This window comes from Palleronia abyssalis (assembly GCF_900302445.1).
GTDB classification, from domain to species: Bacteria; Pseudomonadota; Alphaproteobacteria; order Rhodobacterales; family Rhodobacteraceae; genus Palleronia; species Palleronia abyssalis.
Map to the genome: position 1 here is coordinate 233,506 of NZ_ONZF01000002.1, position 19,352 is coordinate 252,857.

19 protein-coding genes are annotated in these 19,352 nt (G+C 64.5%); 8 read left to right on the forward strand and 11 right to left on the reverse strand.

Annotated elements, in window-relative coordinates; all coding sequences use genetic code 11:
* The first annotated feature begins 308 nt into the window (after positions 1-308).
* From PAA8504_RS04860 to dnaQ, 4 genes are read left to right on the forward strand one after another with little or no spacing between them, the layout of a single operon-like run.
* Entirely contained in the window at positions 309-902 is a 594-nt protein-coding gene (locus PAA8504_RS04860) for a Maf family protein (protein ID WP_108893038.1), read from the forward strand.
* Positions 899-1,729, forward strand: coding sequence for a shikimate dehydrogenase (locus PAA8504_RS04865; RefSeq protein WP_108893039.1), 831 nt, complete (start codon positions 899-901; stop codon positions 1,727-1,729). Before PAA8504_RS04860 ends, PAA8504_RS04865 begins: the two co-directional genes overlap by 4 nt.
* Entirely contained in the window at positions 1,726-2,313 is a 588-nt protein-coding gene (gene coaE, locus PAA8504_RS04870) for a dephospho-CoA kinase (protein WP_108893040.1), read from the forward strand. Before PAA8504_RS04865 ends, coaE begins: the two co-directional genes overlap by 4 nt.
* Positions 2,306-3,001, forward strand: a complete 696-nt coding sequence (dnaQ, locus tag PAA8504_RS04875; protein ID WP_108893041.1) for a DNA polymerase III subunit epsilon — start codon at positions 2,306-2,308, stop codon at positions 2,999-3,001. The genes coaE and dnaQ overlap by 8 nt, the downstream gene beginning before the upstream one ends.
* Here dnaQ and secB read toward each other — a convergent pair.
* Both secB and PAA8504_RS04885 read right to left on the reverse strand, forming a co-directional pair.
* Entirely contained in the window at positions 2,980-3,498 is a 519-nt protein-coding gene (gene secB, locus PAA8504_RS04880; protein WP_108893042.1) for a protein-export chaperone SecB, read from the reverse strand. The genes dnaQ and secB overlap by 22 nt on opposite strands.
* 19 nt (positions 3,499-3,517) lie before the next feature.
* Positions 3,518-4,021 carry an FxsA family protein gene (locus PAA8504_RS04885; protein WP_108893043.1) on the reverse strand — a complete coding sequence of 168 codons (504 nt, stop codon included), beginning with the start codon at positions 4,019-4,021 and terminating at the stop codon, positions 3,518-3,520.
* Positions 4,022-4,128: 107 nt separating this feature from the next.
* On the opposite strand from PAA8504_RS04885, the gene PAA8504_RS04890 reads away from it, so the two are divergent.
* From PAA8504_RS04890 to PAA8504_RS04900, 3 genes are read left to right on the forward strand one after another with little or no spacing between them, the layout of a single operon-like run.
* Positions 4,129-4,791, forward strand: coding sequence for a Tim44/TimA family putative adaptor protein (locus tag PAA8504_RS04890; protein ID WP_108893044.1), 663 nt, complete (start codon positions 4,129-4,131; stop codon positions 4,789-4,791).
* The gene (gene mltA / locus PAA8504_RS04895) at positions 4,791-5,816 is read left to right on the forward strand and encodes a murein transglycosylase A (RefSeq protein ID WP_108893045.1); all 1,026 of its coding nucleotides are present in this window, start codon (positions 4,791-4,793) and stop codon (positions 5,814-5,816) included. Before PAA8504_RS04890 ends, mltA begins: the two co-directional genes overlap by 1 nt.
* The gene (locus PAA8504_RS04900; RefSeq protein ID WP_108893046.1) at positions 5,816-6,394 is read left to right on the forward strand and encodes a Smr/MutS family protein; all 579 of its coding nucleotides are present in this window, start codon (positions 5,816-5,818) and stop codon (positions 6,392-6,394) included. The genes mltA and PAA8504_RS04900 overlap by 1 nt, the downstream gene beginning before the upstream one ends.
* Here the strand turns inward: PAA8504_RS04900 and PAA8504_RS04905 are convergent.
* The 3 genes from PAA8504_RS04905 to hslV form a co-directional block, all read right to left on the reverse strand.
* A complete protein-coding gene (locus PAA8504_RS04905) occupies positions 6,359-7,597 on the reverse strand; it encodes an MFS transporter (RefSeq protein ID WP_108893047.1) in 1,239 nt (412 codons plus the stop codon). The genes PAA8504_RS04900 and PAA8504_RS04905 overlap by 36 nt on opposite strands.
* An 80-nt stretch (positions 7,598-7,677) precedes the next feature.
* The gene (gene hslU, locus PAA8504_RS04910) at positions 7,678-8,982 is read right to left on the reverse strand and encodes an ATP-dependent protease ATPase subunit HslU (protein WP_108893048.1); all 1,305 of its coding nucleotides are present in this window, start codon (positions 8,980-8,982) and stop codon (positions 7,678-7,680) included.
* 36 nt (positions 8,983-9,018) lie between these two features.
* Positions 9,019-9,570: an ATP-dependent protease subunit HslV gene (gene hslV / locus PAA8504_RS04915; protein ID WP_108893049.1), complete on the reverse strand. Its 552-nt coding sequence runs from the start codon at positions 9,568-9,570 to the stop codon at positions 9,019-9,021.
* A gap of 108 nt (positions 9,571-9,678) precedes the next feature.
* Here hslV and PAA8504_RS04920 point away from each other — a divergent pair, with 108 nt between their 5' ends.
* A complete protein-coding gene (locus tag PAA8504_RS04920) occupies positions 9,679-10,590 on the forward strand; it encodes a hypothetical protein (protein ID WP_108893050.1) in 912 nt (303 codons plus the stop codon).
* A gap of 50 nt (positions 10,591-10,640) precedes the next feature.
* On the opposite strand, the gene trxA is transcribed toward PAA8504_RS04920, so the two are convergent.
* Genes trxA through tsaE form a run of 6 tightly spaced genes read right to left on the reverse strand, consistent with a single transcriptional unit; the run spans position 10,641 to position 19,316 of the window.
* Positions 10,641-10,961, reverse strand: coding sequence for a thioredoxin (trxA, locus tag PAA8504_RS04925; protein ID WP_108893051.1), 321 nt, complete (start codon positions 10,959-10,961; stop codon positions 10,641-10,643).
* A gap of 60 nt (positions 10,962-11,021) precedes the next feature.
* Positions 11,022-14,336: a double-strand break repair helicase AddA gene (gene addA, locus PAA8504_RS04930; protein ID WP_245897521.1), complete on the reverse strand. Its 3,315-nt coding sequence runs from the start codon at positions 14,334-14,336 to the stop codon at positions 11,022-11,024.
* Positions 14,333-17,257, reverse strand: coding sequence for a double-strand break repair protein AddB (gene addB / locus PAA8504_RS04935; protein ID WP_245897522.1), 2,925 nt, complete (start codon positions 17,255-17,257; stop codon positions 14,333-14,335). The genes addA and addB overlap by 4 nt, the downstream gene beginning before the upstream one ends.
* Entirely contained in the window at positions 17,250-17,924 is a 675-nt protein-coding gene (locus PAA8504_RS04940) for a nucleotidyltransferase family protein (RefSeq protein ID WP_108893054.1), read from the reverse strand. Before PAA8504_RS04940 ends, addB begins: the two co-directional genes overlap by 8 nt.
* Complete coding sequence (locus PAA8504_RS04945) at positions 17,921-18,856, reverse strand: aminoglycoside phosphotransferase family protein (RefSeq protein ID WP_108893055.1); 936 nt, start codon at positions 18,854-18,856, stop codon at positions 17,921-17,923. Before PAA8504_RS04945 ends, PAA8504_RS04940 begins: the two co-directional genes overlap by 4 nt.
* Positions 18,849-19,316: a tRNA (adenosine(37)-N6)-threonylcarbamoyltransferase complex ATPase subunit type 1 TsaE gene (gene tsaE, locus PAA8504_RS04950; RefSeq protein ID WP_108893056.1), complete on the reverse strand. Its 468-nt coding sequence runs from the start codon at positions 19,314-19,316 to the stop codon at positions 18,849-18,851. Before tsaE ends, PAA8504_RS04945 begins: the two co-directional genes overlap by 8 nt.
* Between the last annotated feature and the right edge of the window lie 36 nt (positions 19,317-19,352).

The window sequence follows — 19,352 nt, forward strand, 5'->3', positions numbered from 1 at the left end:
ATTTCCGCAGGAATCGGTGTTCTCATCGGTTTCTCCGGGGATCTACGCGTTCGAATGAACCGAGCGGAGAGACAAACAAGGAACACTCGTAAAAAATATATATTTCAGTATGTTAGGGTGTTGAAATATCCCTTGAATCCATGTGGATAAACATGGGTAGAAATCTTGCTTGACCAGGCCTTGTCCACTGATGGGGAAGCCTGACGTGAGCACGTGGACAAACGCGTCGGTATCGCGGAAAAGATCCCCAGTTATCCGGGCGGACTATCGGACGGCTCGGGTTATCCCCAAACACTCACAGGTTATCCATGCAGATCGTCTTGGCCTCTGGGTCCGCCATACGCCATCACCTTTTGACTTCGGCGGGCGTTCCGCATGACCTCGATCCCGCTAAGATTGATGAGGTCGCGATGCGCGATGCGCTTGCTGAAGAGGGGGCGACTCCTCGTGACATAGCCGACGCTTTGGCTGAGGCGAAAGCGCGCAAGGTGTCGGGCCGACATCCGAAGGCCCTTGTTTTGGGATGCGACCAGACGCTTGACCTCGAGGGCACGCTTCTGTCGAAAGCCGAAACCCGTGAAGAGGCCGAAGCCCAGATTGCCGCCCTGTCCGGTCGCCGGCACATGCTGCACTCGGCTATCGTTGCCTACGAAGGGCACGAGCCAGTTTGGCGCCACGTGGGAACCGTACGCCTGCAGGTTCGTCCATTGTCGGCGGGGTACATCACCGCCTACGTCGCGCGAAACTGGGACAGCATCCGACATTCGGTCGGGAGCTATAAGCTGGAGGAAGAGGGAATTCGTTTATTCTCCGCGATCGAAGGGGACTATTTCACTGTCTTGGGAATGCCGATGTTGCCGCTCTTGTCGTGGCTGACGGTCAGGGGCATCCTTGCGACATGACCGACCGAATTCCCCTTGCCGCCGTCATCGGGCACCCCATAGCACACAGTCTTTCGCCCCGCGTGCATGGGCACTGGCTGCGTCGGTACGGTGTACCAGGGTACTATATACCGATGGACGTAGCGCCGGATCGTCTTGCGGACGTTCTGCGGACGATGCCATCGATGGGGTTCGTCGGGGCCAACGTCACGATCCCTCACAAGGAAACGGTTCTTCGACTGGCCGACAGTGTCACGGATCGCGCAGCTCTGATCGGGGCCGCGAACACGGTCACCTTCCGCTCGGATGGGTCGTTCCAGGCCGATAACACAGATGGCGCCGGGTTCATGGAGAACTTGCGTCAATCGGCGCCCGACTGGTCCCCTAGAATCGGTCCCGCCGCGGTGTTCGGGGCTGGGGGCGCGGCGCGGGCTATCATTGTGGCGCTACTGGACGCGGGCGTTCCGGAAATCAGGTTGACCAACCGGACCCGCGCCCGCGCCGAAGCTCTGCGACAAGAGTTCGGTGCGAAGGTGGTGGTGCAGGATTGGGTGGGTGCGGCGAACATCGTCGACGATGCCGTCACCGTGGTGAACACGACCTCCCTTGGGATGACAGGAAAGTCGGCTTTCCGCGTGCCGATGGATGGCTTGATGCGCGGGGCTGTGGTCTCGGACCTTGTGTATTCCCCGCTGCAGACGGATTTTCTCCGTACCGCGCAGGCGGCCGGCTGCACCACGGTCGATGGCTTGGGAATGCTTTTGCACCAAGCTGTTCCGGGGTTCGAGCGCTGGTTCGGCCAGCGTCCCGATGTTGACGAGGACCTGCGCCAAGCCGTCCTGTCATGAGCCGCCCGCATCTGATCGGACTGACCGGATCGATCGGCATGGGGAAATCGACTGCCGCGCGGATGTTCCGGGACGCGGGCATTCCGGTCTGGGATGCGGACGCGGCGGTCCATGAGCTCTACAAGAATGGTGGTGCAGCCGTCGCGCCGATCCGGGCACTTCGCCCCGAAGCGGTCGGTCCGGACGGCGTAGATCGGCAAAAGCTGAACGCTTGGATCGCCGAGAATCCGGACGCGCTGGCGTTGATCGAGGGGGTCGTTCATCCAATGGTGGCGAAAAATCGGCAATCCTTCATCGACGCGGCTGAAGCCGATCTCGTCGTCCTGGATATTCCGCTTCTGTTCGAGACGGGGGGCGAGGATCGCGTCGATACGGTCGTCGTAGTCTCGGCCCCCGAAGAGGTCCAGCGCGCCCGTGTCCTGGACCGCCCTGGAATGACCGAGGCCCGGCTGGATCATATCCTGTCCAAGCAACTTCCTGACGACGAAAAACGGGGGCGCGCCGATGTGGTTGTGCCAACGGTCACGATGGACGAAACACGGGATCACATCACCGCTTTGATCGAAAGACTGCGCCATGCGTGAAATCGTGCTGGACACGGAAACCACCGGTTTTGAACCAGAACAGGGCGACCGTATCGTCGAAATCGGCGCGGTCGAGCTTCTGGGACACGTGCCGACCGGCCGCGTGTTTCACGAGTATATCAACCCCGAACGGGCGATGCCTCAAGAGGCATTCCAGGTGCACGGCCTAGGCGACGAATTCCTGCGCGATAAACCCGTCTTCCGCGAGGTTGGACAGAAATTCCTAGATTTCGTCGGCGATGCGAAACTTGTGATCCACAACGCAGCGTTCGACATGAAATTCCTAAACGCGGAACTGGGGTGGCTGGGGTTGCGGCAACTGCCATGGGACCAGGCCGTCGATACCCTCGGCATCGCGCGGCAAAGGTTTCCGGGTTCGCCCGCCTCGCTGGATGCACTCTGCCGGCGGTTCGGAATCGACAACTCGAACCGGACGCTGCACGGGGCGCTTCTGGACTCGGAAATTCTAGCCGAGGTGTATCTGGAATTGATCGGAGGACGTCAGCCAGACTTTGGTCTTTCGACCGATCATGGCGCGTCGGGCACCTTGGAAAACGAATGGCGCCCGCAGCCGCGTCCGAACAAGTTGCCGTCGCGTATCACGGCAGAAGAAGCGGCCGCCCATGCCGCCTTCGTGGCAAAGCTGGGCGACGACGTACTTTGGCCTCAGGCTGTTCCCGAAGGCTGACCCTGCTTGGCCTGCGCGCGTTGCGCGATGCCCTGGCGGTACAGCTGAACGAAGTCGATCGGCTCGAGGTTCAGGGGCGGGAAGCCACCGTCATGGGTCACGTCGGACACGATCCGTCGGATATAAGGGAACATCAGGCGCGGCGCCTCGATCAGCAGAAAGGGATGTAATTGCTGTTCGTTCACGTTCGACACCTGGAAAATGCCGCCATACTCCAGCTCCAGTAGGAACAGCATATCCTCGCTGTCCTTGTTCTTCGAGCGGACGGTGAACTTGCCGATCACCTCGTACTGGTCTTCGGCGCCCTCACGTTTTTTGGCGTCGAGGCTGACCTGAACGCTGACATCCGGCTGGACCTGGCCCTTCAGGCTGCGCTGCGCCAAGGCGTTCTCGAAGCTCATGTCGCGGATGAACTGCGCCAGGGGGCGGATCTGCGGCATACTGGGCTGTTCGCCGTTCGGCGCAGCGGGTTGCGTTTGGTTTTCCGTCTCGGCCATGATCTCGGGTCTCCCTTATTCAGTTGCGCCCGGACCTATCATCGGGTCCTGGCCTGGTCCAGCCTGAGGGGCGGCGTGCCGGGTTGGGTTCGCGGATCTCGACCTCCTCGGCGCGACCGTCGATCACATCGTCGCGCGTGGGTCTGGTGGGGCGTGTACCGTAACTCATCGTCTGGACCTTCACCCGCTTCTTCGCCTCGGCGAACAACCGCTTGCGCACGCCCGGGATCAGAAGTGAGAAGCCAACCGCATCCGTGAAAAAACCGGGGGTCAGCAGAAGCGCCCCGGCGAACAGGATCATTGCGCCGTTCGCCAACGGTTCGGCCGGGTCGCGGAGTTCGTTGAACGAACGTTTTAACTGTCCCAGCGCCTGTGCGCCCTGCGATCTGACCAGCGTCGTGCCAATGATCGCGGTCACGACGACGATCAGAAGCGTCGGCCACAGGCCGATCAGGCCGCCCACCTGGATGAACAGGGCGATCTCGATCAGCGGAACGGCGATGAACGCCAGCAAAAGCCACATGGGCGCACCTCTTTGTCACGGGTCAGGCGGTGGACTTGGCCCACCCCGGTCCCTAGATAGGAACGAACCGCGCATGTTGCCATTCTTCATTCGAAATCCGAGGCCCCATGAGTTCTGCCGTCATTCAATTGCTGGTCCTCGCCGGGATCGCCATTTTTCTCATCCTGCGCCTGAAGAACGTTCTGGGCACGCGGGAGGGGTTCGAGAAACCGCAAGTGGAGTCTCGACCCAAGGCTTCGGACACTCGACGGCCTGAGTTCGAGGTCATCGAGGGCGGGCCGGATCGCGACATCACCGATCACGTCGATGACGGCTCCGACAGTGCCAAGGCGTTGGCGGCCATGAAAATGGCCGAGTCCGACTTCAACGTCAGCGACTTCCTGTCTGGGGCTCGTCAAGCTTACGAGATGATCTTCCTTGCTTTCGAACGTGGCGATATTTCCGAGGTCCGCGGCTTCCTCGACCCCGAGGTGGCCGGCGCTTTCGATCAGGTGATTGCAGAGCGAAAGGCGCAAGGACTGACCATCAAGAGCGAGATCGTGGGCGTCCGCGACGTCGAGCTTTATTCCGCGACGTACGACCGCGAGGCAAGCTACGCCGAGATCACGGTGCGGTTCCTGGCCGAGCTGACAACTGTTGTCCGCAACGAGGCTGGCGAAATCGTCGAGGGCGACCCGAACGAGATCAAGCGCCAGCGCGATACCTGGACATTCGGTCGAAAGATGGGCGTCGACGATCCCAATTGGCAGCTTGTCGCCACGGGTGAGTGATGCGTGGCTGGATGCGTGCAGCCTGTTTTGCGGCGGCGGCGGTGACCTCTGTGCCTGCCATTGCCCAGACGCGCACCATCCTCGAGTTTGCAGATCTTCAGGGCTGGGCTCAGGATCGTCATTCCGAAGCTTTGAGCGTTTTTCTCGATACCTGCCGGGATCTGCGTGACCCGGATTGGCAGACGCTGTGCGCGACCGCTGCGATTTGGACAGATGCCAAGCTGTTCTTCGAACTGCATTTTCGCCCGGTTCTGATCGAGGACGGCAAACCGATGCTGTTCACCGGCTATTACGAGCCTGAGCTTTTGGGGTCGCGATACGAGGGCGGCCCCTATCAACACCCCCTCTACGAACTGCCCGAGGAAGCCGCCGAAGGGCCATGGCTGACCCGCGCCGAGATCGAGGGCAACGCGGCGCTTGAGGGCAAGGGGCTTGAGATCGCGTGGTTGACCGACCCAGTGGACGTGTATTTCCTCCAGGTTCAGGGTTCCGGACGGGTGCGTCTAGATGACGGGACCGCCATCCGCGTAGGCTATGGCGGGAAGAACGGGCATAGCTACCGCTCCATTGGCGCGGAACTGATCCGCCGCGGAGAGATGACCGAGCACGAGGTCAATGCCGACCGGATCCGCGATTGGGTCAAGGACAACGGCGACCGGGGCCGCGAGTTGCTGCACCACAATCCCTCTTACGTCTTTTTCCGTGAAGTCAGCCATGTCCCGGCGGATCAGGGTCCCTTGGGCGCGATGAATCGTTCGATTACGGGATTGCGGTCCATTGCTGTGGACCCGGATTATACCCCCTTGGGCGCGCCGGTCTGGATCGAAACGGACGGTGCCGAGGATCTGCACCGACTGATGATCGCTCAGGATACCGGTGCCGCGGTCAAGGGAGCCCAGCGCGCCGATATCTTCTTCGGAACCGGCAAGGCGGCCGGCAAACGGGCGGGTGCGGTAAGGGAAAGCGGCCGTATGATCGTTCTGCTGCCAATTCAAAGGGCCTACGCGCTGGCCGAAGGAATCTGATGTCCCGCCGCCGCGATCTGAAACCGGAGGAGCGCGAGCTCTGGCGCCGGGTGCAGAAGACTGCCACCCCGATGCACCCCAGACGACAGGCAAAGCTGCCCCCCGCGCTGGACCCCAAGCCCCGATCCGCGCCCGAGCAGTCGAAGCCTGGACCGTTGGACCTTAGCGGGTTCGACCTGGGAAAGAACGCCCCGTCACCGCCCACGCGAAACTCGGCCGCACCGGCACCGGCCCTCAGGATGGACGCCAAGGCCCATCGCAAGATGTCCCGCGGCAAGATGGACGTCGAAGGGCGCATCGACCTGCACGGCCTTACCCTGGCCGAGGCGCATCCCCGCCTGATGTCCTTCATCCATTCATCGCACGCGTCCGGGCGAAGGCTGATCCTGGTGATCACGGGCAAGGGCCGGGACGGGCCGGATGACGGTCCTATCCCTGAACGGCGGGGCATTCTGCGCCAGCAGGTCCCGCAATGGCTATCCTCCGGCGCGCTTCGCCCGATCGTGCTGCAGATCACCCAGGCACACCGGCGCCACGGTGGATCAGGCGCGTTCTACGTGTACTTGCGGCGGAAGTGAGCCCTTCGCCCGCTGCACCCCAAGTGTCACGAGGATCGCAGCGACCCCGAAATAGACCGCGATGCCCAGCATCTGGTCGGGAAACTCGATGCCAAGGTCGATCAGCGCGCCCGTCAGCGCCGGACCGATCGCTGTGCCGAACACCATCACCGCAGCCGCCAGCGCCTTGATCCCGCCGAGGTTTCGCGTGCCGTAGAACTCGGCCCAGAATGCGGGCGGGACGGTGTTGTTCATTCCTTGTGTCAGCCCCATCAACGCCACGAAGATGGTGGCCACCGGCAGGTTGGGGGCAAAGGCGAAACCGGCAAACCCTAGGCCCATCGGCAGAAGAACAAACGGCATCAGCCGCGCCGTGCCGATCCGGTCGATGATCGGCCCGGAGGTGAACATCGCCACCGCCGCGGCGGCGGTGAAGACGGGAAAGATCGAGACTAGGCCCAAATGGCTCCACCCCTTGGCATCGGCCAAGTGAACCTGGTGGAAGAAGAAGGCGGTCGAAAATGCCGCCGGCGCAATCAGCATCGGGACCGTCAGCCAATACAGCGCATGCCCCAGCATGTCCTTGCGGGTCCAGTGCCGGTCGTCCATCCCCGCAGCTTGGGCGTCCTTAGCAATGCTCTGGGGCGTCCGCTCCAGCCGCAGCAGCGGCCACAGAAGAGGCAGCAGCGCCAAAACGATTCCCCCTGCGATCAGCCACAGGGTGCGCCAGTCCAGAACGCCCAGCGCGGCGACGAAGATCATTGGCAGAAACGCCTCGCCCAAACCGACGCCGATCCGGCTAATCGACAGGGCCGTCCCGCGGGAGGCCACGAACCAGCGTGCCATGGCCACCGTTGCGACCAGCGTCGACATGCCCTGACCCGCGAAGCGCAGGGCAAAGATGGTGAAGACCAGCGCCCACCAACCTTGCACGGCCCACATCAGCACGCAGGACAGCGCCAGACAGGCCAGCACTGCGGGGCCGAGGATGCGCACCCGGAATGTGTCGGTCAGGATGCCCGTCCAGATCATCACGGCGGCCGAGGCCGTGGTCCCCACCGAATAGAGGAACCCCCAATCCCCGTTCGACAGGTCGAACGTCGCGCGGATATCGCCCGCGAAGACCGAGATGAAGAAGGTCTGCCCGAAGGACGAGCAGAAGGTAAGGAGAACGCCGACCAGCAGGAAAGGGGCGTTCCCGCGCAGGAACGTGAGGAAGGACATTCGCCCTCATCGCGCCGATTGTGTCGAAAGGGAAGGGGCCGGATTCTCCGACATCCGGCCCCCAACCAAAAAGGTCGGCGCTACAGAACGTAGCGGCTGACGTCGACGGACCGGCTCAACTCGCCCAGGTGATGCTCGACGAAGGCGGCGTCTACGGTGATCTCCTCTCCGGCCTTGTCGGGGGCCTCGAAGGACAGCTCCTCGAACACTCGCTCCATCACGGTATAGAGGCGGCGCGCGCCGATATTCTCGACCGACTGGTTCACTTCGGCGGCAATGCGGGCGAGTGCTGCGATCCCCTCATCGGTGAATGCCACTTTAACCTCCTCGGTGCCTAGAAGGGCGGTGTATTGCCGGGTCAGCGCATTGTCCGTCTCGGTCAGGATGCGGACGAAATCCTCCTCGGTCAGGGCGCGCAGTTCGACGCGGATCGGCAGGCGCCCCTGAAGCTCGGGCAACAGGTCCGAGGGTTTGGCGACGTGGAACGCGCCAGAGGCGATGAACAGGATATGATCCGTGCGGATCGAGCCGTATTTCGTCGCCACGACCGTCCCTTCGATCAGGGGCAACAGGTCGCGCTGCACGCCCTCTCGGCTGACTTCCCCGCCGCGGGCGTCCTGCCGCGCGCAGACCTTGTCGATCTCGTCGAGAAACACGATGCCATTTTCTTCGACCGAATGCAGAGCGGCCTTGTTCACCGTCTCGTCGTCCAGAAGCTTGTCGGCTTCTTCCGACAACAGGATGCCATAGCTGTCGGCGACGGTCATCGTCTTGCGAACGGTGCGCCCCTGGAACGCCTTTCCGAAGATGTCGCCCAGGTTCATGCCGCCCTGACCGGGCTGCATTCCCGGCATCTCCATCCCGCCCAGTGGGTTCGACGTGTCCTGCACTTCCAGTGTAATTTCCGTTGCGTCCAGCTCGCCATTGCGCAGCTTCTTGCGGAACATGTCGCGGGTGCCCTCGCGGGCATTTTCGCCGGCGATTGCGGCCAGCACCCGTTCCTCGGCATTGGCTTCGGCCCGGGACTTCACGTCTTCGCGCATGTGATCGCGCGTCATGGTGATCGCCTGTTCAACCAGATCGCGGATGATCTGTTCGACGTCCCGGCCGACATAGCCGACTTCGGTGAATTTCGTCGCCTCGACCTTCAGGAAGGGCGCGCGGGCCAGCTTGGCCAGGCGGCGCGAGATCTCGGTCTTGCCGACGCCGGTGGGTCCGATCATCAGGATGTTCTTGGGATACACCTCGTCCTGCATCTCGGGCGCCAGCTGCTTGCGGCGCCAGCGGTTGCGCAGGGCGACGGCGACGGCGCGCTTGGCGTCCTTCTGGCCGATGATGAAGCGATCCAGTTCCGAGACGATCTCGCGGGGGGTCAGGTCAGTCATGTCAATCCTTTCGGGGGGAAGGAAGGGGGCGCCCCCTCAGCCTTCCAGCGTCTCGACGGTCAGGCTGCCGTTCGTGTAGACGCAAATATCTGCGGCGATCCGCATGGCGCGGCGGGCGATTTCCTCGGCGTCGTCCTCATAATCGAAAAGCCCGCGCGCGGCGGCCAGGGCATAGTTCCCGCCCGATCCGATCGCGGCGACGTCATGCTCGGGTTCCAGAACGTCGCCCGCGCCTGTGACGACGTACAGGTCCTTGCCGTCCGACACGATCAGCATCGCCTCGAGTTTCTGGAGGTACTTGTCGGTGCGCCAGTCCTTCGCCAATTCCACCGCGGCGCGCTGCAACTGGCCCGGTGTGGCCTCCAGCTTCGTTTCCAAACGTTCCAGCAACGCGAAGGCGTCGGCGGTGGAACCGGCGAACCCCGCGATGATATCATGCCCGCCGGGGGACAGGCGGCGCACCTTGCGGGCGGTGCCCTTCATCACGGTGTCACCCATGGACACCTGCCCGTCGCCGGCGATCACCACGCGCCCACCCTTGCGGACGCCGATGATGGTTGTGCCGTGCCAGCCGGGAAAATCGCTCATTTCATGCTCCTGTCTCGTTCGCCCCTGCATATGGAGAGGCGGCCGCAACTTGCCAACCGCATCGGCGGGTTCTGGACCGCCCGGCCGCTTTGAAGCAGGGTACACGGCATGAGCGACGACCGGATCCTGCGCCTGTATTACCACCGCCAGCTTCTTGCCCGCGCGCGGGCGCGGGAGCATAATTTCACCAACAGGCTGGAGACTGCGATAAAGGATCGGGGGTTCCGACTGCGACTGCTCGAGGATACGGCGCCCGCGCGGATGCGCAGCCTGGGCAAGCCCGGCTACAGCCTGTTTCACATGCAGGACCCACTGGCGCTAAACCAGTTATCGTTGCGACTGGCCTACCTCTATCCGTTCTGGCGGATCGAAAAGACGAACGAACGGTGGGAGTTCGACGTCGCCCGCGCCCGGTTCGATCCAAGAGAAATCGATCCAAAAGCGGCGGCCGATTTCGCCCGACGACGGCGGGGAACGCATCTGAAAGGGGCGGTGCCCGGCGGCGGAGAAGTCATCTATATCGCGCTGCAGGCCCGCCTGACCGAACAGCGGTCGTTCCAATGCATGACCCCCCTCGACATGGTGGGCGAGACGCTGGCCCAGACCGGAGCAGGCCCCGTGGTCGCCGCGTTGCACCCCAAGGTCACCTATTCGGACGCCGAACTGGCCCCCCTTCGTGCCTTGGCCGAGCTGAATCCCCGCCTGACGATCCGCACCGGCGGGATGGAGGAGCTTCTTCCCCGGGCACGGATGGTGGTGACGCAGAACTCTTCCGTGGCCCTGATGGGGTACCTGCTGCACAAACCGGCCGTGCTGTTCGGGCGGATCGACTTTCAGCATATTGCGGCGAATGTGCAGGATCTGGGTGTGGCCGAAGCTTTCCGATACGCGGCGCAGGCCCAACCCGATTACGAGCGGTACCTCTACTGGTTCCTGAAAGAGATGGCGATCGACGCGGCCGGACCCGACGCCGAGGGGCAGATCATCTCGGCCATGCGCCGTGGTGGCTGGGCGATATGAAAAAGGCGCCCGCATCGGGGCGCCCTATCCAATCGGTCATGCGAAGAAGATCAGATCTCTTCCTTGATCCAGCTTTCCAGCGACGCTTTCGGCGCAGCGCCGATCTTGTTCGACACGACTTCGCCGTTCTTGAACAGGAACAGCGCAGGGATCCCGCGAACGCCCATCTGGGCGGGGGAATTCGGGTTCTCGTCCACGTTGACCTTCACGATCTTGACCTTGCCCTCCATCTCGGTCGAGATCTCCTCGAGCGCGGGGCCGATCTGCTTGCAGGGGCCGCACCACTCGGCCCAGAAATCCACGACAACGGGGATATCGGACTGGCGGACTTCGGCGTCGAACGTGTCGTCCGTGACGGCGACGGTGGACATGGTAATTCTCCTGGAAATTGGGGCGTCAGGCGGAAGAGGTAAGGACGCCTTTGAAACCCGTCAAGCCAGCGCCTGCGCGAAGGCGTTGTGCACAAGCTCAGGATCCAGCGGCATCAAGCGCGGCCCCCATGTCCACAGGATGGCCGTTTCCACCGTTCGCCCGGGATAGATTTGCCCAAGCGCATGGGCATAGGCCCCCATCTGCCGAAGGATCCCGTCGGGGACACCATCTGCGGTTTCGGGGACCTGCCGGTTCGATTTGTAGTCGACTGCCAGCACATGGTCAGATGTCACGATCAGGCGATCCACGGTCCCGGCGATCCGTCCGCCCGAGGGCAAAGACGCCACAAGGTCCACCTCCAGAAGGGCGGGTTTGGACAGCAGATCGGCCAGTTCCGGCGCGGTCAGGACGCCGCGCGCTTCTGCCAGCAGATCTTCTAGATCTGCCTCTGACACGGCGTCGGCGGCCAGAAGTCGGGGCGTTAGAATCTCCCATTCATCGGGGCGATCGGGGGGCAAATGCTCCAGAAGAAGATGGATCCGTGTGCCGCGTGTCATCGCGTCGTCGGGGTCTTCTTCTGGATTTAGCTCGCCGGGCAGGGCCTTCGAACCGCCCAGGTCGGACGGCGAAAGCAACGGCGCGTCTTCCACAACAGGCGGGGGGCTTTCGTCGAACCACGCATCCAGCGCGGGGTTCGAGTCGCGCAGCGGCGTTTCGGGCACGACCAGCTCCAACCCCTCCCAATCGCCGTTGGAAAACCGCTTGGCGCCTTCGGGGCTGTCGAGCGGTTGGAACGACAGGGCCGACAGACCGTCGGTGATCTTTTCGTACCAGGTTCCCTTCGGCCTGTCGGTGCCGGCCGCGCAGACGATCAGCCAGTTCTCGGCCCGTGTCATTGCGACATAAAGAAGTCGGTCCCGCTCCTCCTCGGCCGCCTGGTCCAGCGCCGCGCAGACGGGATCCAGCGCGGCGGGCCGCGCGTCCTTCGCGGGCTTCCAGATCACGGGGCCGTCTTCGGTCTTCAGCAGGCGGCGCTGGTCGTTCTGGGGCTTCTTCGTGGTGTCGGCCAGAACGACGATGGGTGCTTCCAACCCTTTCGCCCCGTGAACCGTCATCACCCGCAGCCGCTTGCCGCCGCCTTCGGCCTGTCGCTTGATCGTCACCTCCTCGGCATCGAACCAGGCCAGGAACCCGGTCAGCGACGGAACGTCCGTCCGCTCATACGCCAGGGCCTGCGATAGAAGCGCGTCGATGGCGTCTTCAGATTCCATGCCCAGCCGCCCCAGCAGCTTCTCGCGCCCCCGGTGACGCAGAAGCAGCCGGTCGATCAGTTCGAACGGGCGCAGGAAATCGGCCTGCGCCTGCATGTCCTCGATCACCGTCATGACGTTGCGATGATCGCTCTCGCGCAGCCGTTGCCAAAGATACCCATGCCGGCCATGCGCTAGATCATAGAGTTGCCCCTCGCCCAGTCCAAACAGCGGCGAGCGCAGCGCCTCGGCCAGCGACAGGTCGTCTTCGGGCAGGGCAAGGAAGCGCAGGAAGGACAGGATGTCCTTGACCGCCAGATCATCCTCGAGCTTCAGGACATCGGCCCCCGCAATATCGAGGCCCTGCGCCTTACAAGCCCGGATCAGGGGGTGGAACACGCCGGACCGGCTGCGCACCAGGATCAGGAAATCCCCCGCATGGACAGGCCGCCGCGTCCCGGGGGCGTCCTTGTCGGGGATCGTCTCGCCACGGTCGATCATCGCGGCGATCTCGCGCGCGATCTGACGCGACAGCTTGGCGATAGCGCCTTCAGGATCGGGCAGGTCCACCGGATCATCCCATGCAGGCGGGTCCGTCTTCTCGTCGGCTTCGGTCATCGGCCAAAGGTCGACCCGGCCGGGCAGCGTATCGCGGAAGGCGAAATGCTCAACCTCGCCGCCCAGCCCCGCGGCGAAAACGGCGTCCACCGCCGATAGGACCGACGGCGACGAGCGGAACGAATGCTGTAATTCCAGCCGTTGCAAGGCGTCCGGCCCCAGCCGCGCGTCGAAATGGGCGTGCATCCGGTCGAACTCTTCGGGGTCCGCGCCCTGGAACGAATAGATCGACTGCTTCTTGTCGCCCACGACGAAGATCGTCCGCTCCCCCGGCGCGCGGGCCCCGTGCCCGGCGGCGAATTCGTCGGCCAGGGCCTGGATCACTGCCCATTGCGTGGGGCTGGTATCCTGCGCCTCGTCCACCAGAATGTGATCGATCCCCCCGTCTAGGCGATAGAGGATCCATTCCGCCACATCCTTGCGGGTCAACAGATCCCGCGCGCCCAGGACCAGGTCGTCGAAGTCGAGCCAACCGCGCGCCTGTTTCCTTGCCGCATATCGGGCGAGGAACGCGTGCGCGAAGGCGTTCATTGTCAAGGACTTGTCCAGAACCTCCACGCCCAGCCGGATCGTCCGGGCGGCGGCAACACGCTCCATCAGCTCGTCCAGGGGGTCGCACTCGGCGTCCAGCATCTCGCGCGCGGCCTTGCCGGGGAACTTGCCGATCTTCGGGCCGAAGGGGTCCTTGGCGCTGCCGCCGAACAGAAGCTCGGACTCGAGCGCGATCAGATCGTCCTGCGTGAACGGCGCGCGCAGATCGGCGAAGATAGGGGCCTTGCCCTGATCGGTCTTCGTCCCTTGCGCCATGCAGCTCGACACCCGCGTGAACAGGACTTCGATCCCCGGCGTGAACACCTGGTTCAGCAGATCCTCGGTCCGGTCCCCGGGGGCCAGCCCGATGGCGTCGCGCAGCGCGTCCTCGTCTACCTCGGTCAGGGCATCGCGCGCGCCAGTGATCTCGGCGGACAGGGTGTCGATCGTCGGGCAGATCGCGGCCATCCGGCGATAGAGGTCGGGTTGCTCTTGGGCCAGATCCTCCAGGCAATCTGCCCGCAGTTGCGCGGCTGCCCGGTCGTCCATCTCGGTAAAGCGGGGAGAGACCTGTGCCTCCAGCGGGAAGCGGCGCAGAAGCACCGCGCAGAACGAGTGGATGGTCTGGATCCTCAGCCCGCCGGGCGTCTCGATCGCCTGCGCGAACAGGCGCCGCGCGCGGGGCAGGTCGGACGCGCCGGGGCTTTCGCCAAGGTCGGACAGAGCGTCGATCAACGCATCGTCAGGCATCATCGCCCAGCGCCCCAGCGTGCGGAACAGGCGGTTCTGCATCTCGCTGGCGGCGGCCTTGGTGTAGGTCAGGCACAGGATGTTCTGCGGCTGCACCCCCGCCAGCAGAAGCCGAGCGACGCGGTCGGTCAGCACCCGCGTCTTGCCGGACCCGGCATTTGCCGACAGCCAGGTGGAGCGGTCGGGCCGCGCGGCGGCGATCTGTCTGCGGCTGGCCTCGTTCATCCGACATCCTCGGGGATTGCGTCGTCGTCCAGCGTCCATTCCCCGAACCGGGCCAGATGCGCATGGTCCGACCGATCCAGCATGGATTGCATCGCCCGCAACGCCGTATACCCCCGCTCGCGCGAGCGGTACCGCATCAGCAAGGCCTGCAACATCGCCAGTACCGCATCCGGATCCAGCGTCTCGTCCCCGGGCTCACGTAGGGTATGCTGCGTTTCCTTCGGGGTGCTGCCAAGCCCGATATGGCTAACGCGGGCGACTTCGGCGGGCTCGACCCCCTCGAACGCGCCGGCCTCGGCCATCACCGCCTCGAGCATCAGTTGCTTGTCGAAGTAGAGAAGCTGGTCTTTCGATGGCAGGGCACCGGTCTTGTAGTCGATCACCACCAGCCGACCGTCGGGCAATCTGTCGATCCGGTCGGCGGTGCCCGTCAGGGTGAAACCGGAGCCCGGAACCTCGAACCGGCCGCCCTTTTCTGGCTCCAATGGGACGGCCTGGGCCTGGCGCTGCCGTTCGCCCTCCAGAAACCAGTCGGCGAAGCCGTCCACGTGGGCCAACCACGCCAGTCGCGCACTTTGCCACGGCACAAGGGCCAAAACTTCGTCCGCAATGCGCAAAAGCGCCGGCCGCGCTTCGGGGCTTGCGGGGTCGTGCCCTTCGCGAAGCCAGCGCTCCAGGATCTCATGCAGCGCGGTGCCCCGCAGAAGCGCGTCCGGTTCGGGCCGCAGCGGGGCAAGGCGCGACAGGCTCAGAACCTTGCCCGCATAGATCGCATAAGGATCGCGGACCAGCGTCTGGATTTGCGTGACAGACAACCGGTTCGGGCGCGCCTCGACCGGTGGGCGGGGCGAGGGGCGGCGGGCAGGCTCGGCCAGGATCACGCGATCCGCGGCCAATCGGGCCTGATGCAGCCACCGGTCGCCGCGGGCGCGCATGGCGGCCAGCGCGTCGGGGCCGCCGGTGTCGGACAACCCGCCCAGAAGGTTCGTCAGTCGGTTCAGCCAGCGCGACATGACAGTCTCGGCCTCGGCATCGCGGCGGGCGCGGCTGAACACGACCTCGGGTGCGCAGGCCGCCTGTTGGAAGTCATGCGCGGCCAGCCCGATCCGCCGTTCGGGCAGCAGAAGGCCCAGCCGGTGCCGCATTTCCCGGTTCAGCCACGGATCCGGGGCGGGGGGCTCGGGCCACGTTCCTTCGGACAGGCCGGCGAGTATCACCAGATCGGCCCCCTGAACCCGGGCTTCCAGCGTTCCCCAGATCATCACGTCAGGCCGGGCGGTGTCGGGGCGGCGGACTTCCCCGGCGGTCAGGATTGTTTCGACCAGGGCGCTGTATTCGGGGGGAGAGATGGCATCGCCGAACGCGGCCTCGGCCAGAAGCCCGTCCATCGCCAGTTTGGCCGAGCGCCCGGGTGCTTCCTCCCACAGCGCGGGGGCAAAGGCCTCGGTCGCTTTTATGTGGTGGCCGGCCATGTCGTCCAGCGGGCCATGGCCGATGGCGGCAAGCCTGTCGATGAGGTCCCCGGCCCATGCGGCCCACTCCGTTGCCCCATCGTCCTTGGTCTGCCCCTCGGCCCATGCCGCAAGAACTGTGCTGCCAACTTCGGGCGTGCCGTTCTTGCGCAGCCAAAGGTCCAGACGTCTTGCGCGCAGAAGATGCATGTTCCGGTCCCCTTCGGGCGCGACAAGCGGATGTTTCAGCAGCGCAAGCACATCCTCGGGGCCGGGCAACGCACCGACCAGCGCCGCCGTCTGGCGCAGAAGCCGTCCCGGCGCGGTCAGGTGCAGCGGCAGGCCCGCGCTGTCATCCGCCTCGATCCCCCAGCGGTCAAGCGCGGCCTGCACGCGCCGGGTCAGCATCCGGTCGGGAGAGATCAGCGCAGCGCGCTTGCCGCCGTCGATGGCGCGTCGCAGGCACAGGGCGATGGCGGCCGCTTCCTCGACCGGATCGGCGGCCTCGATCAGGGACAAGCCGTCGGTCGCCCGGTGCATGTCGCCAAGCGACGGCCCGTCCCGCATCCACTGGTCGGTCACGGGCGCGGGGCGCAACGCCATGGACAGAAGCGCGGCGCGTTCCGGGACCGGGGCGCAGCCGGTCCACGTGGGCAAGTCGGCGGGATCGAGGTCCAGCGCCCGGGCGATCTTGGCGAAACGGTATTGCGGGTGATCCTCGGATGCGCGGTCGTCCTCCATCCGGTCCCACACGTCGCGGGGCATGTGGGGATCGACGCCCGGCAGGATCACGGCCCCCTGCGGCAGTCGCGCCACCGCCTGCATTAGAAGGGCCACCGGACCGCGCGACCCTGTCGAGCCCGCGACGATCACCGGATGATCGGGAGGTGTATGGAACCACGGCTCCGCCAACGTCTCGGCAGCGGCGCGCAAGCGGGCTTCGGCGCTAGGCATGGTATCCGTTCCGATGACGTTGGAAGCGATGGTCAGGAACTTCAAGGCGCGCTGCCAATGGCCAGAGGCATCGCTGATGTCGAGGCCCTTCAGCGCTTCGACCGCCACGCCTTCGCCATGCATCTCGTCGAACAACGCGCCAAGGCTTTCGGCCAGGTCGAACAACGCACTTTTCGGGGCAAGGGACGGATCGGCCTCCAGAAGTCTGCGCACCAGTCCGGCCAGTTCCAGGGTCCGGCGCAGCGGCGGTTGCGCGGGGGGCAAGTCGGTTAATTCCGGGTCGGCGGCCAGTTGGGTCAGAAGCCGTATGCGAGGCAGAAGCCGCGGTGGGCCGTCTGCGAAAAGCTGTATCAAGCGTCGCCGCATCCTCGACGTGTTGACGAAGATTTCGACCCGGGCCCAGGCTTCGGGGGGCTGGCCTTCAAGTCTCTCGTTCAAACCCGCAATAAGCTCGGCCGGATAGTCGCAGCCCGGTGGCAGCGCGAAAACCCGCGGGGTCGGCTGCGCGTCAAACACCCGAAAGCATCTTCTCGGCCAGGGCGATCCCGTCTGGATGCCCCACATCGGCCCAGGTGCCGGGATGGATCACGCCATGCAATTTGCCTTGTTCGGCAAGGCGAAACCAGACCTTCGCCAGGGAGAAAACCTCGTCGGCTTCCTCCGTCAAGATATCGGCATTGATGATCTGCGCGCCGATATAAACCAGATCTCCCTTGCGGGTCAGTCGACCCCCCGCATCGACCGAGAAATCGCCGCCGCCCTTGCGTCCCTTCGCCCGGCTGAGCGGGACGCACAGAAGAAGGGCCGTCATCTCGGGCCGCCAAGCGTTCGCCAGTGTCAGAAGCGGATTGGGGCCTGTAAAGATCGAGTCCGGGTTCAGTGTGAACGTTTCGGATTGACCCAGAAGTAGGCGAGCGTGCCGCAAACCGCCCCCTGTGTCGAGTATCTGCTCGGTTTCGGGAGAGATCGTCACACCACGCGCGTGGAGGGTGGGGGTGATCACATGGTGCAGGTAGTGGGTGTTCGCGACGATGGGGGCGGCGCCGGCCGCTTCACCCAAATCCACGGCGCGATCGATCATCGTCCGGCCCGCGACCTCGATCATCGGTTTGGGCCGATCCTGAATCAGCTTGCCCATGCGGGTGCCGAACCCGGCGGCGAAGATCATGAGCGGTCGGGTCACGCGTAGGCCGGTTTCAGCAAGATGTCTTCGATCGGCGCGCGAAGCGGCTCGGCGATGGGGTGGGATAGGCACCGTTTCATATGGGCGCGAACGCGCGGCATCATGGCCAGATATCCAGGCTTGCCGCGCGTGACCGCGAGCTTGGCGAAGATCCCCAGGATCCGGGTGTGCCGTTGCAGTGCTTGTAACGTGTAGGCCGCGCGGAACCGGGCAGGGTCGCGGCCGGTCGCGGCGCAGAAGCGTACGATCATGGCATCCTCTAGCGCCGGGTCGACGTCACGCCGGGCGTCCTGCAGCAGCGACGCAAGGTCGTAGGCCGGGTGCCCCGCCAGGGCGTCCTGAAAATCAAGAAGACCGACCCGCTGGTCGCCACCGCGGCCCGGCAGCCAGATCAGGTTCTCGGCGTGGTAATCACGGTGCAGAAGGACAGCCGAGTCGTCCCAGGTATGATCCAGCAGGTCGCGAAGCACCGTCTCGATCCGGTGGCAGCCACCCTTGTCTTCTGGCGCGACGCAATGGTCCCAAGCGGGTGCCAGAAAGGCGGCCATCTTCGCGGGGCTATAGGTTTCGGCCCAGGCTGGGGCGGGGGACCGATGCAGTGACACCAGAAGGTCGGTCGCCGCCTCGTAAAGCGCACGTTCGTCGCCGCCCCGCTGGATGAGCGCGGCGAACGTGTCGTCGCCCAGATCTTCGAGAAGGATCAGTCCCGCCACCTCATCGACGGCAAATATCCGCGGCGCGGTCAGTCCGATCGTCGCCAGATGCTGCTGCACCCTCAGGAACGGTGCGACGGGCGTCGCATCCGAATCCATCAGGATGGCGCGGGCCGCGGGTTTGCGCAGCCGGGTATACCGCCGGGTCGAGGCGTCGCCCGCCAATGGTTCGCGCACGGCATCGGACCAACCGTGCCGATTCAGGAAATCGTCAAGCATCAACTACCAGTCCTTCAAGCCTTGCGGGCCACCCCGATCCGTAAAGCTTGGCCCGTCTTCCGCCGCCCTCGGGCAGCAACTGGATATGCAGGGCGTTATCGGGGGTCGTGTCCAGCCGATCGGGCCATTCGATCAGACAGATCGCCGAGCCGATCGCCTCGTCTAGGCCCAATTCGACCAACTCGGACGGGTCGCCCAGCCGATAGAGATCGGCGTGCAGGATCTCGACCTCGCCCGCGCGATAGGTCTGGATCAGCGTGTAGGTGGGCGACGGAACGTCGTCGACGCGACCGAATGGCCGCTGCAGGGACTGGATTATCCGCCGGGACAAATGGCTTTTTCCAGCACCCAGATCCCCCGCCAGAAGCACGGTATCACCGGGGGTCAGCCGGGCAGCCAGCGTGGCAGCCAGGGCATCCGTGGCCTGGGGGTCGGGCAGGAAGATCGACAGATCGGTCATGCCCAAAGGATGGCCCCGCAGCGCGGCGCCATCAAG

Excerpts from the sequence above, each read along its gene's own strand:
- hslU (WP_108893048.1), bottom strand. The coding sequence starts at position 8,982 with ATGACTGACCTGACCCCCCGCGAGATCGTCTCGGAACTGGATCGCTTC.
- hslV (WP_108893049.1), bottom strand. The coding sequence starts at position 9,570 with ATGAGCGATTTTCCCGGCTGGCACGGCACAACCATCATCGGCGTCCGC.
- PAA8504_RS04920 (WP_108893050.1), top strand. The coding sequence starts at position 9,679 with ATGAGCGACGACCGGATCCTGCGCCTGTATTACCACCGCCAGCTTCTT.
- PAA8504_RS04900 (WP_108893046.1), top strand. The coding sequence starts at position 5,816 with ATGTCCCGCCGCCGCGATCTGAAACCGGAGGAGCGCGAGCTCTGGCGC.
- PAA8504_RS04945 (WP_108893055.1), bottom strand. The coding sequence starts at position 18,856 with ATGCTTGACGATTTCCTGAATCGGCACGGTTGGTCCGATGCCGTGCGC.
- addA (WP_245897521.1), bottom strand. The coding sequence starts at position 14,336 with ATGAACGAGGCCAGCCGCAGACAGATCGCCGCCGCGCGGCCCGACCGC.
- PAA8504_RS04865 (WP_108893039.1), top strand. The coding sequence starts at position 899 with ATGACCGACCGAATTCCCCTTGCCGCCGTCATCGGGCACCCCATAGCA.
- PAA8504_RS04860 (WP_108893038.1), top strand. The coding sequence starts at position 309 with ATGCAGATCGTCTTGGCCTCTGGGTCCGCCATACGCCATCACCTTTTG.
- trxA (WP_108893051.1), bottom strand. The coding sequence starts at position 10,961 with ATGTCCACCGTCGCCGTCACGGACGACACGTTCGACGCCGAAGTCCGC.
- coaE (WP_108893040.1), top strand. The coding sequence starts at position 1,726 with ATGAGCCGCCCGCATCTGATCGGACTGACCGGATCGATCGGCATGGGG.
- PAA8504_RS04905 (WP_108893047.1), bottom strand. The coding sequence starts at position 7,597 with ATGTCCTTCCTCACGTTCCTGCGCGGGAACGCCCCTTTCCTGCTGGTC.
- PAA8504_RS04885 (WP_108893043.1), bottom strand. The coding sequence starts at position 4,021 with ATGTGGCTTTTGCTGGCGTTCATCGCCGTTCCGCTGATCGAGATCGCC.
- secB (WP_108893042.1), bottom strand. The coding sequence starts at position 3,498 with ATGGCCGAGACGGAAAACCAAACGCAACCCGCTGCGCCGAACGGCGAA.
- PAA8504_RS04890 (WP_108893044.1), top strand. The coding sequence starts at position 4,129 with ATGAGTTCTGCCGTCATTCAATTGCTGGTCCTCGCCGGGATCGCCATT.
- tsaE (WP_108893056.1), bottom strand. The coding sequence starts at position 19,316 with ATGACCGATCTGTCGATCTTCCTGCCCGACCCCCAGGCCACGGATGCC.
- mltA (WP_108893045.1), top strand. The coding sequence starts at position 4,791 with ATGCGTGGCTGGATGCGTGCAGCCTGTTTTGCGGCGGCGGCGGTGACC.
- dnaQ (WP_108893041.1), top strand. The coding sequence starts at position 2,306 with ATGCGTGAAATCGTGCTGGACACGGAAACCACCGGTTTTGAACCAGAA.